Origin of the sequence: Acidiphilium sp. JA12-A1 (genome assembly GCF_000724705.2) — a bacterium.
GTDB classification, from domain to species: domain Bacteria; phylum Pseudomonadota; class Alphaproteobacteria; order Acetobacterales; family Acetobacteraceae; genus Acidiphilium; species Acidiphilium multivorum.
This window is the reverse complement of the sequence record NZ_JFHO01000009.1, coordinates 1-10,498: the sequence shown is the minus strand read 5'-3', so window position 1 is coordinate 10,498 and position 10,498 is coordinate 1. Positions and strand designations below refer to the sequence as shown.

The 10,498-nt window shown below is 66.8% G+C and carries 7 protein-coding genes; 2 read left to right on the top strand and 5 right to left on the bottom strand.

The features are described 5' to 3' along the window. Positions 1 to 142: 142 nt before the first annotated feature. The 5 genes from tssK to RT91_RS02290 are packed head-to-tail and all read right to left on the bottom strand — an operon-like array spanning position 143 to position 5,859. Entirely contained in the window at positions 143 to 1,474 is a 1,332-nt protein-coding gene (gene tssK / locus RT91_RS02310) for a type VI secretion system baseplate subunit TssK (RefSeq protein WP_007421661.1), read from the bottom strand. 6 nt (positions 1,475 to 1,480) lie between these two features. Further along, positions 1,481 to 1,951, bottom strand: a complete 471-nt coding sequence (gene tssJ / locus RT91_RS02305; RefSeq protein ID WP_035185540.1) for a type VI secretion system lipoprotein TssJ — start codon at positions 1,949 to 1,951, stop codon at positions 1,481 to 1,483. Further along, complete coding sequence (gene tagH / locus RT91_RS02300) at positions 1,948 to 3,324, bottom strand: type VI secretion system-associated FHA domain protein TagH (RefSeq protein ID WP_035185538.1); 1,377 nt, start codon at positions 3,322 to 3,324, stop codon at positions 1,948 to 1,950. The genes tssJ and tagH overlap by 4 nt, the downstream gene beginning before the upstream one ends. Further along, on the bottom strand, positions 3,321 to 3,902 hold the full coding sequence (locus RT91_RS02295) for a DUF6931 family protein (RefSeq protein WP_035185544.1): 582 nt from the start codon (positions 3,900 to 3,902) through the stop codon (positions 3,321 to 3,323). The genes tagH and RT91_RS02295 overlap by 4 nt, the downstream gene beginning before the upstream one ends. Positions 3,903 to 3,918: 16 nt before the next feature. Then, complete coding sequence (locus tag RT91_RS02290) at positions 3,919 to 5,859, bottom strand: type VI secretion system Vgr family protein (protein ID WP_035185536.1); 1,941 nt, start codon at positions 5,857 to 5,859, stop codon at positions 3,919 to 3,921. 403 nt (positions 5,860 to 6,262) lie between these two features. Here RT91_RS02290 and RT91_RS02285 point away from each other — a divergent pair, with 403 nt between their 5' ends. Beyond that, a complete protein-coding gene (locus tag RT91_RS02285) occupies positions 6,263 to 7,990 on the top strand; it encodes a ShlB/FhaC/HecB family hemolysin secretion/activation protein (RefSeq protein ID WP_240314157.1) in 1,728 nt (575 codons plus the stop codon). A gap of 20 nt (positions 7,991 to 8,010) precedes the next feature. Further along, positions 8,011 to 10,498, top strand: a 2,488-nt coding sequence (locus RT91_RS22865) for a filamentous hemagglutinin N-terminal domain-containing protein (RefSeq protein WP_035185534.1), incomplete at its 3' end; no start/stop codon positions are given.

Here is a 10,498-nt window from a genome sequence, read left to right as displayed (position 1 = left end):
CTCGCTCCAAGGGTCGCCACCGCCGGTTGGCGGCGGCGGCGGCGGCGCGGGCGGGGGACGCCGGCCGCCCGGCGCCGGCCTGATGATCGTGCGGTCGGAATCGTCTGGTTCGGCAAACGGATTGTCGCTCATGCCACCCTCTTCAGCCGCGGATCGCCCAGAGTTCGAGTTTCAGCCCCGGAAATTCGCCCGATACGTGCAGTGCGAACGCGCCTGAATTCTGCATCTGCTGCCAGTGCGGACTGCCGCGATCGAGCTCGAAATAGGTGGCGCCGGCATAGAAAGGGATCTGCCGGGGCGCCACCGGGAGCGGCCGCACCGAGATGCCGGGCAGCGCGACGTTGACCAGTTCGCGGATATGCTCGACGGCGCCGATCTTCACCTGCGCGGGGAACAGCCGGCGCAGGGTCTCGGCCGGCACGTCGGCCTGCACGGTCAGGACGAAATTCGCGGCGCGCAGGATGCTGCGGTCGACGATCGGGCCGACATGAACGCCGTGGCGCCGCTCCTGCAGCGGGATCGGCACGGCGTTCTGTTCGATGACCGCCGAGAGCGCCCGCCGCAGATCGGCGACGACCGGCGCGAAGCTGCGTTGCAGATCGTCGTGCCGGTAACCGGGATAGGCGGTGGGCCGGCGGCTGCCCTCGATGAAGGTGGCGAACTCGCCGGCCATCGAGACGAAGGCGGAATAGAGGGTCTCCGGATGGATCACGGCGGCGTCGGCCCAGTGCTGGAGCATCGCCTGCCAGCGGTTGATCGCCTGGAGCAGCATGAAATCCTGCACCTCGGCGACGCCGCGCGTGCCCGGCGCATTGAGCCGGGCGGCGAGCGCCTCGCCACGCTGGTGGATCATGCCGGAGAATTCGGCGATCAGCCCGGCGAGCGGCGGCGCCGCGTGACAGACCAGCGCCGGCGGGATCCAGCGGTCATCCAGCGTGACGCGCCGGTCGGCCGAAACCTCGACGATCCGCGCGACCGGCAGGCAGAGGAAGCCGGCGCGGTCCTCGCTGTCGAGGAGATAGCGCAGGCGCAGCCGGGCGATCAGCAGCTCCGCCGGCTCGGGCGAGGCGGAATGCGTGTCGTAGGCCTCGAAGCGGGCGGCGCCGTAGCGTCCCTCGGTGCTGCCGTCTTCCGCGGCGATCTCGGCGGCGCCGGGCTGGCGCACCGGCAGCGCGAGGTGAAGCAGCATGTTGCGCGTGTTCTCGGGCACCTCGAACGGCGGCGGATGATCGGCCTCGCCCGGCAGGGAGAAGCAGGTTCCGTCCTCGAACACGCCTTCAGCCTCGGCCAGGGCGAAACGGCCGGTGCCGAGCAGTTCCCGGTTGACCGCGAGACGGGAGATCCCCCACGGATAGGGCCGCAGCGCCGCCACCCGGCCGCGCACCTGGGCTTCGAGCCAACGGTCCTGTTGCTGGAAATGCTGCGAGCGCAGGAACATGCCTTCCTGCCAGACGACCCTGTTGGTCCAGCTCATCGACGTTCAGCCCTTCGGTTTGGTTGGGACGAGCTTGGCGTCCAATCCGTCGATCCGCAAGGTCAGCGCGTTCGTTTCATGCGCCTTCACCGGCGCGACGAGGCGCCATGTCGCCCGGTCGATCGCCCGGAAGAACACGGCGATGCCGATCGATTGCGCCTGATCCGGCAATTTGTGCGTCAGCTTCACCGTGGCGCCGGGCGCGACGATCGTCTGCTCCGACGGACCGGCGAGGTCGCTGCCGAGCAGGGACGTGGCCTTGCCGAGCAACGAATACGGGTCGGCGGCATTGAACTTGCCGGCGGTGACCAGCGGGTAGATCCGCACGGCCACCGGCTCGGCAGTGCCCGAGGCATCGGGGTTCTGGTTGGCCCCGCCCGTGATGGTCAGCGACAGCACCGCCGGCGGCTTCGGCGGCGGCGTGCCGCAGCCGGCAAGGAGGACAGGAAGTGCGAGGATGATCGAACGGCGCTTCACGTTTCACTGGCCTCCGCATCCGACAGGGCGCGCTCGTAGGCGCGGGCAAAGGTCTTGCCGAAGACGTTGTCGAAATCATCGGCAAGGGCCGCGCTGAGCTGGCCATACAATGTTTCATAGGCCTCGAAGGCGCGCGCCTTGCGCTGGGCCGGCAGCAGCGCGCGCGCCGATTCGGCCTCCGCCCGCAGCGGCGCGGGATCGAGCCGGGCGAACAGGGCGCGCACCGCGGCCTGCATGCCGCTCATCACCGCGATCTCGTGCAGGCGGATATCGCGCAGCGCGTCCCGCACCGCCTCCTCGGCCTGCAGGTCGCTGGTGCGGCGGCCGAGGCCGATCAGCGCGGCCATCGCATCGTCGTCATCCGCCGAGAATTTGAGCGGGTTGTTGCCGCGCGCGCGGATCATCGTCTGTTCGATCCGGAATTCGCCCTTGATCGCGGCGCGGGCGATCATCACCTGGCGCAGCCCGCCCACCATGGCGCGGAACAGACCGGCGAGGCGACGCATCAGCAGTTCCGGATCCGCCGGCGGCGGCAGCCCGTCCATGCCCGCGGCCTCGAGAAAGATCCTGAGCAGATCGCCGCCGGGCGCGCCGGCCGGCACGGGAGCGGCCGGCACGGGGGCGGGCGGCAGGGGAGCGGGCGGCGCCGGAGCGGCCGGTGGAGGCGGCTGGATCTCGGCGGGCGGCGGCAGCGGCGAAGGCGCCGTCCATGCCGGGCCGGCCGACGCCGTGTTGGCGCCGGGTTCGAGGCCCAGATCCCAGTCATCGGGCAGAAGTTTCGGCGCCATCGGCGCGGGGCGGAAGACGTCGTTCTGCGCCGGCGAGTGGTCGGGCACCGGCGTCGGGCCGAACAGGGCATCGTCATCCGGCAGGCCGGCAAAGTCGTCGGGCATCGAAATCGAATTGCCGCCGCCGAACCACTCGTCGGATACGGGAGAGGAAGCGGGTGCCGCGGGCTTGGCGAACGGGTCCTCGCCGAACGGATCGGCGAAGGGGTCCGGCCGGGTCGCGGGCGCGGCGCCGAAACCACCGCCGTATCCCGCATCCCCGAAGCCGCGCTCGACGAGACGGGCTTCGATTTCGTAGCTGCCCAGCCGGATCCGGTCGCCGTCGCTCAGCGCGTGAACGCGGCCGGCGCCAAGCGGCTCGATGTCCTGATTGACGAATGTGCCGTTGGTGCTGGTATCGGCGATCTGCCAGGCGCCGGCACGCCAGGCGATCACGCAATGCCGCTTGGACAGCACGCGATCGGGATCGGTGAGCACCCAGTCATTGTCCGGACCGCGGCCGATGCGGAATTCCCCGCCCTCGATGCTGCGGGTTTCCGGCGGGGCCGCATCCGGGCAGCGGAGCACGCTGAGGGTGAGGGTCATTGTTCGGCCTCCGGCGGCAGTCGGCCGACGCCGCCGGAGGCGATCTCACGGGCCGAACGAAGGAAGAGCGCGAGACGGGCCGGGCCGCGCTGCGCGTCCCCGCGCACGGCGGCAAGGGCAACGGCACCGGCCACGGCCACGCCGGTCAGATGCGCAGGCGGCGGCACCGGCGGCTGGTCGGGCGGGGAAATGCTCGGGCCGGACCAGAAGGCGGCGACCGCCGCCCAGGCCTCCGGCGTCTGGAACCCGATCGCTTCCGCCCTGCTCATCGCGGCGCGGCGCCCCTCCTCGTTCTGCTGGCGAACCCAAAGCTCGACCGCATCGAGGGTCGCGCGCCCGGTCTCCGCGAGGTCCGCGGGAGCGGTGTGCCGCGCGCACATCGCCGCCCACCAGACCGCCTCGCGCCGCGGCAGGGCATGGGCGAAGCACCGCGTCGCCTCCACCAGGAAGCCGGCTCCCTCCAGCGCGTCGATCAGGGCGGGCACGGTGGCCGCGCCGCCGGCAGCCGCCAGCGCTTCCTCGCCAAGGGCTGCATGGGCGAGTACGGTCTCACGCACGGCTGCCTGTATCTTGTCCATCTTCCGTGCATCCACCTCAGTTCACCATGATGATCCCGCCCTGGAGTTTCAGCATCCCCGAGCCGGAATGCTGCGCAATCGCGCCGCTCGTCGAAAGCTCGGCCTGGGCATTGATCTTGATGAGGGTGCCGGAGAGCGTGATGCCCGTCATGTCGATCTTGATGCTGTTTCCGCCCACTTTCAGCGTGATCGACTCCATCGACTCATAGGTGACGGCCCCGGTCACGGATACGGATTGCTGCCCCTGCACCGACACGCTCTGCTTGCCCTTGACCGTGACGGACTGGTTGCCATCGACCGTCTCGGAATGGTCCTGCTTGACCTCGAAGGTACGATTTCCTTTCACCGTCTCGGTCTGGTTGCCGTCCACGGTGATCGCCTCGTCCTTCTTGACGGTCACCGTGCGGTTGTTGCCGATCGTGCGGGTTTCATCATGCTCGACCTCGACCGTATAATCCCGCTCCGCATGCAGCAGGACAACCTCCGACCCCTTGGTATCGTCGATACTGAATTCGCTGTAGTTCGACGTCCCGCCACTCTTGGTTGAGCGGGAGCGGAATCCCGCCTTGTTCTGCTCGGCGGGGAGATTGAACAGGCTGACCTGGCCGGAGTTGTAGAAGGAACCGATCACGACCGGCCGGTCGATGTCGCTCTCGAGGAAGCTGATGGCGACCTCCTGGCCGATGCGCGGAAGGAACTGGAACCCCCAGCCGGCGCCGGCCCAGGGCTGGATCACGCGAACCCAGCAACTCGAGTTCTCGTCCTTCTTGCCGCGCGTGTCCCAGTTGAACTGAACCTTCACCCGGCCGTACTTGTTCGTGTAAATTTCATCGCCCGAGGGCCCGACGACGAGGGCGGACTGCAAGCCGGCGATCTGCGGCTTCGGCAGGAGTTCCGGCCGCCAGGGAACCGATGCGTCGAACAGGGTGAATGCGACATCGACGGTGGCCGTCCCTCCGCCGATGCCGGCGTGATCGGTCACGCTGAGCGCGGCCGCCGCAATGACGTAATCGCCGATGCCGAAGGGATCGCCGGTGATGGTGACGGCGTTGCCGGGAGCGAGCATCGACGGGGTGTTGCCGCCACCGGCGAACAACCCGGCACGAACCTCGGCCGCCTCGTTCTGATGGCGCACCTGCTGTCCGATCGCCTCCTTGACGGGATTTTCCGACGGGTAGCGATAGAATTTGCGGGTTGCCGCCCCCTTCGCCTTGAGCACGGTATCCGCATCGGAGACGAGGCCGGTGGATGCCGTTTCATAGTTGTAGTCGTTCCCGATGAACTTGCCGATGGTCGTGCTGTCGGCGCGGCTGAGCGTATGAACCCCGACTTCGGTCGCGGTCTGCCCGGCGAATTTGACGGCTCCCAACTTGGGGAGAGATTGCGAGCTGCTGGCGACGACGAACTTGTGTCCGGATTTTTCGTGGACGAAATAATAGAAAAGCCCATCGCGCGCGAGGATGCGATTTATGAAGTCCAGATAGGTCTCATTGAACATGACTGTATAGTCATAGCTCGTCCCGCCACTCGGCAGCTCGTATGAAGTAATCTCGAATTCGTCCAGAACTTCCTTGACGATGGCAACGGCGGTCTTGTTCTGGAATATCCGGCAATCGAGTGTCTGCCCGAGGAACCAGAGGGCGGGAACGACCGTCAGTTCATGATCCCAGAGTTCGAGGCCGGCGGCGATCGCGGTACCGGCCGCGTTGCCGGGCTTCTGGACCACGGACGAGACGAGGCCATTGATGTAGGTCTGGTTCGTCCCGTCGGACCCGATCGTGACGGTGACCGACGTGTATAGAAGATCGTTCGGATCGAGCCCGCCGGCACCCGCGCGCACCGACAGCGTATACCGGAAGCACTGGCTGAGCGCCGCCTGGCCATTGACCCCGACCAGCGTCAGGACGCCGCTACCAAGCGATGTCTGGAGGTCAAGCAGATCGATATTAGTCGTCATTCCGCCAACCCCCGATCACGATTTGCCCCGGGCGGCGCCGTTCCGCGCCCGCGCAGCAACGCCAGCCCGATACATCATAGCACCGCAAGCCGGCGCGCCGCGTGACCCGCCGCACAGGTATTTTCCATCCAGCCGCCGGACATCCCATTCTTCCTGATAGTTAACAAAGCCGCAGAAGCTACGCAAACTGCAATGGCAAGGAGCGAAAATCCGCACTCCACACTAAATATCGCGCCTTGAATTCAAATTTCTCAATTTCTCAAATTTTGAGGCAGCGTGCGTTAAATCTTTTACGTGGCTTCATATGAATTCGTCGTTCGGTTATACATCCTTAACGACTTAGGGAACGGCGATGCGGATCGGACGGGGCGTAGCGGGCCGGCAGGGATGCCGTGCCGGGATCATGGCATTCGGATTGGCGGTCTTCGGCGCGGCGGGCGCGCACGCGGCCCCGACCGCCTTGCCGACCGTGCCGCAAGTGTCGCCCCTGCAACATATCATGCCGCGTGCCGCGCCGAATCTCGGCCAATCATTGCCGGATTTCCGCCCGGTCGGGCGGGAGGGCGCCGTGCCGGACCAGTCCGTGCCGGTGCACTCCGTCGCCGTGCTGGGGGCAACCGCCTTTTCCCCGGCGCAACTCCGCGCAACCGTCGGCAAGCTGATTGGCGCGGCAACGCCGCTACCGGCGATCGAGGCCGCGCGGCTGCGGTTGCTCGCGCTCTACCGCGGGCATGGTTACGTGCTCACCGCGGTATCCGCGGAAATCAACAGATCAGGCGACCTCCGCTTCATCGTCACGGAGGGCCACATCGTCAGCGTCAAGCTGTCGCGGAATATCGGTCCGGTCGGCACGCTCGTCCTTGGCTTTCTGGACCACCTCACCCATGAGCGGCCGGTCCGGCAGGCCTCGCTTGAACACTGGCTGCTGCTCGCGCAGCAGATACCGGGTGTCGCGGTCGGCGCCGTTCTGCAGCCCAATGCCGCGGCGCCCGGTGCGCTCACCCTGGTGGCCGACGTCGTCCGCCGACCGTTCTCGGCCCTTGTGACCGCCGACAACCGCGGCTTCGACGAGACCGGCCCCGCCGAAGGGCTCGTCGTCGGCGACATGAACAGCTTCACCTCGCTCGGCGAGCAGAGCCAGGCGTCGTTCTTTCACACATCCGGCGGAACCAACAATTTCGGCCAGTTTTCAGAGAGTTTCTTCGCCGGGACGAGCGGCCTTCGCATCGGGATCTACTTCGGCGCCGGCCGGGCCATTCCCTCCGGAACCTTGCGCGAGGTGGGATATCGGGCGCATCTCGACGTGTTCGGTCTCTATGCCAGCTACCCGCTCTGGCTCGAACGTGGTCAGTCGCTTGAACTGAAGGCCCGTTTCGACGGCACGGACAACATCGTCTACACGGCCTCCGGCTTCAGTGGCGCGGAGACGCCCGCTTCGACCGACTCGGTGCGCGCCCTGCGCATCGAACTCGACGAGGCGTTCAGCGATGATGTGCTCGGCGCCGCGCGGCCCGCCCTGACCACCGCCACGCTCGAGGCGTCACGTGGATTGCGGCTTTTCGGGGCGTCCGCGAACGGCAGGTCGAACGCGGGACGCCTCGGGGAACGGTTCGATTTCTGGAAGATCGATCTCTCGCTCGACCGCACCCAGACGCTGTTCAACCCCTGGCGGAATGCGAGCGTCGCCCTCGAAGGGACGTTTGGCGGCCAGTATTCGCCCGACATCCTGCCCTCCTCCGAAACCTTCTATCTCGGCGGCAACCATATCGCCCAAGGCTATTATTCCGGGCAGGTGACCGGCGACGACGCTCTTTATGCAAGTGCCGAGCTTCAACTCAACACACCGCTCAATCTGCGGTTGCTGGGCCGACATTTTTTCATCGGGTCACAATTCTACACCTTCTACGACTGGGGCCAGGTCTGGCAGAATGAGCCGAGAACGCTGGGACAGAAGCCGAACGACAAGCGGCTCGCCTCGTTTGGCGGTGGGGTCCGGTTACGCCTGACGCGCCGGATCGAATTCGATATCGCCGCCGTGCACCGTTTCGTCACGCAGTTGCAGCCGCCGGCGAGCGGCGTGCCGCCGCTTCGGGAAACGGCTGTCTACTGGGGCGTGCTCGCACGCTATTGATGGGGCAAGGATGCGCGGGAATGACGAATAGCCAGCATCGGATCGCCGTCTCCCGTCCGGGCCGCCGTGCCGGCCGCCGGCGGTTGCTGCTCGCCTCGACAGCGCTGACCGCGGCCCTGCTCGCCCCGTCCCAGGGCCGCGCGGGGCAACCGGCGCCGATGACGACGCCGCAGGGCGGCACCGTCGTCGGCGGCTCGGCAACGATTTCCCAGGCACCCGGCACGACGACGATCACCCAGACCAGCCAGCGCGCCGCAATCGACTGGCAGAGCTTCAATCTCGGGTCGAAGGCGCGCGTCACCTTCAACCAGCCGAACGCCCAGGCCATCGCGCTCAACCGGGTGATCGCCAACAATCCCTCGATCATCGCCGGGCGGATCGACGCCAACGGGCGCATCGTGCTGGTCAACCAGGATGGCGTCGTGTTCACGCCCGGCTCGGAAGTCAACGCCGAAAGCCTCGTCGTCAGCACCTCGGGGATATCGCCGAAAAACTTCATGGCGGGCAAGCTGATCTTCGACCAGCAGCCAAAGCCCGGCGCCCGCATCGTCAACGACGGGCGGATCACGATGAAGCAGGCGGGCCTCGCCGCTTTCGTGGCGCCGGAGGTGATCAACCGGGGGACGATCACCGCGCAGCTTGGCCATGTCGTGCTCGCCGGGGCATCGGCCTTCACGCTGAACCTTTCGGGCGATGGGCTGATCTCGATCAACGTGACGCAGGCGGTTCGGCAGATCGACCTCGGCGGCCGGAAGGTCACCGCACTGGTGACCAACGAGGGAACGATCATCGCCAATGGCGGGCGCATCACCCTCACGGCGCGGGCGGTGGACGGGTTGATCCAGCAGCTTCTCGATGTCGGCGGCACACTCAGGGCCGACAGCGTTGGCCGGCAGCCCGGCGCGATCACCATTCAGGGAGTCGGCGGCGACCTCCAGGTCGCCGGCCAGCTACTGGCACGGGGAGAGACGCCTGGCAGTTCCGGCGGAACGATCGCCGTCGATGCGACAGGCAATGTGAGCGTGGCCAGCACCGCGCGGATCGATGCCTCGGGCCCGGCGGGCGGCGGTGTCGTGGCGCTCGGCACCGATGCGGCGCGCGCGTTGCAGGGACCATCCGACACAACGGCGCCGAAGGCCGCGCGGGTCGCGATCGCCCAAGGGGCGACAATTTCCGCCGATGCAACACGGAACGGCAATGGCGGCCGAATCACCGTTCTTTCGCGCGACAGAACGACGGCGGCCGGCACGATTTCCGCCCAGGGCGCGGGGAATGGCGACGGTGGCCTGATCGAAATCTCCAGCGACGGCGTGATCTCCCTCTCGGGAACCGACACCACCTTCGCACCCAGCGGGCGCAACGGCACCATCCTGCTCGATCCGCAGACCCTCATTGTCACGTCGTCGAGCGGCACCGCGAGTGCGGGCACGACCACCACGTCCGGCACTCTCACGGTCGGCACGGACAGTAGCACGTCTTCCTATATCGATGCATCGATACTGGATTCGCAGACCGGCGCGGTCGAACTCAGCGCATCGTCCCTGATTTCGATCGTCTCCGCCATCTCGAGTTCGTCGATCTCCACACTGGCGATGAATTCCGGCGGCGATATTCGTATTGCAGCGCCGGTGACGCTTACCGCCGGATCAATCGAGGCAACAGCCAACGGGACCATCGAGGTCAGCGGCGCTCTTGGCGCGAGCAGCATCTCGCTGCTCGACACTGCCAGCAGCCCAACCAACAAAATTGACATCAACGCCAACATCGATGCCCAAACCCTCAGCCTCGATGCCAGCGGAGGCACCATCTCCAATGCCGGCTCCGGCTACGTCACCGCCTCGGTCCTCGATGCCACCGCAAGCCTCGTCGCCCTCACCGGCAGCAACTCCATCACCACTCTCGGTAGCGTCAACGTCGGCACCCTCACCCTCGACGATAACGCGCCCCTCACCATCGCCGGCTCCTTCACCGCCACCAGCGCAAGCCTCACCGACACCAGCGCCGGCGGCTTCGACATCACCGGAGCCGTCTCCGCCACAGGCAGCCTCAGCCTCGACGCCAACGCAGGCACCATCTCCAATTCGGGTTCGGGCACAGGCTATATCAACGCATCAAGTCTCGACATCGTCACCGCCAGTTCGGTCATCCTCACCGGCAGCAACTCCATCACCACTCTCGGCAGCATCAACGTCGGCAACCTCACCCTCGACGACAACGCGCCCCTCACCATCGCCGGCCCCTTCACCGCCACCAGCGCAAGCCTCACCGACACCAGCGCCGGCGGCTTCGACATCACCGGTGCCGTCTCCGCCACAGGCAGCCTCAGCCTCGACGCCAACGCAGGCACCATCTCCAATTCAGGTTCGGGCACAGGCTATATCAACGCATCAAGTCTCGACATCGTCACCGCCAGTTCGGTCATCCTCACCGGCAGCAACTCCATCACCACTCTCGGCAGCGTCAACGTCGGCAACCTCACCCTCGACGACAACGCGCCCCTCACCATCG

Excerpts from the sequence above, each read along its gene's own strand:
- tssK (WP_007421661.1), bottom strand. The coding sequence starts at position 1,474 with ATGAGCTGGACCAACAGGGTCGTCTGGCAGGAAGGCATGTTCCTGCGC.
- RT91_RS02290 (WP_035185536.1), bottom strand. The coding sequence starts at position 5,859 with ATGACGACTAATATCGATCTGCTTGACCTCCAGACATCGCTTGGTAGC.
- RT91_RS02285 (WP_240314157.1), top strand. The coding sequence starts at position 6,263 with ATGGCATTCGGATTGGCGGTCTTCGGCGCGGCGGGCGCGCACGCGGCC.
- tagH (WP_035185538.1), bottom strand. The coding sequence starts at position 3,324 with ATGACCCTCACCCTCAGCGTGCTCCGCTGCCCGGATGCGGCCCCGCCG.
- RT91_RS02295 (WP_035185544.1), bottom strand. The coding sequence starts at position 3,902 with ATGGACAAGATACAGGCAGCCGTGCGTGAGACCGTACTCGCCCATGCA.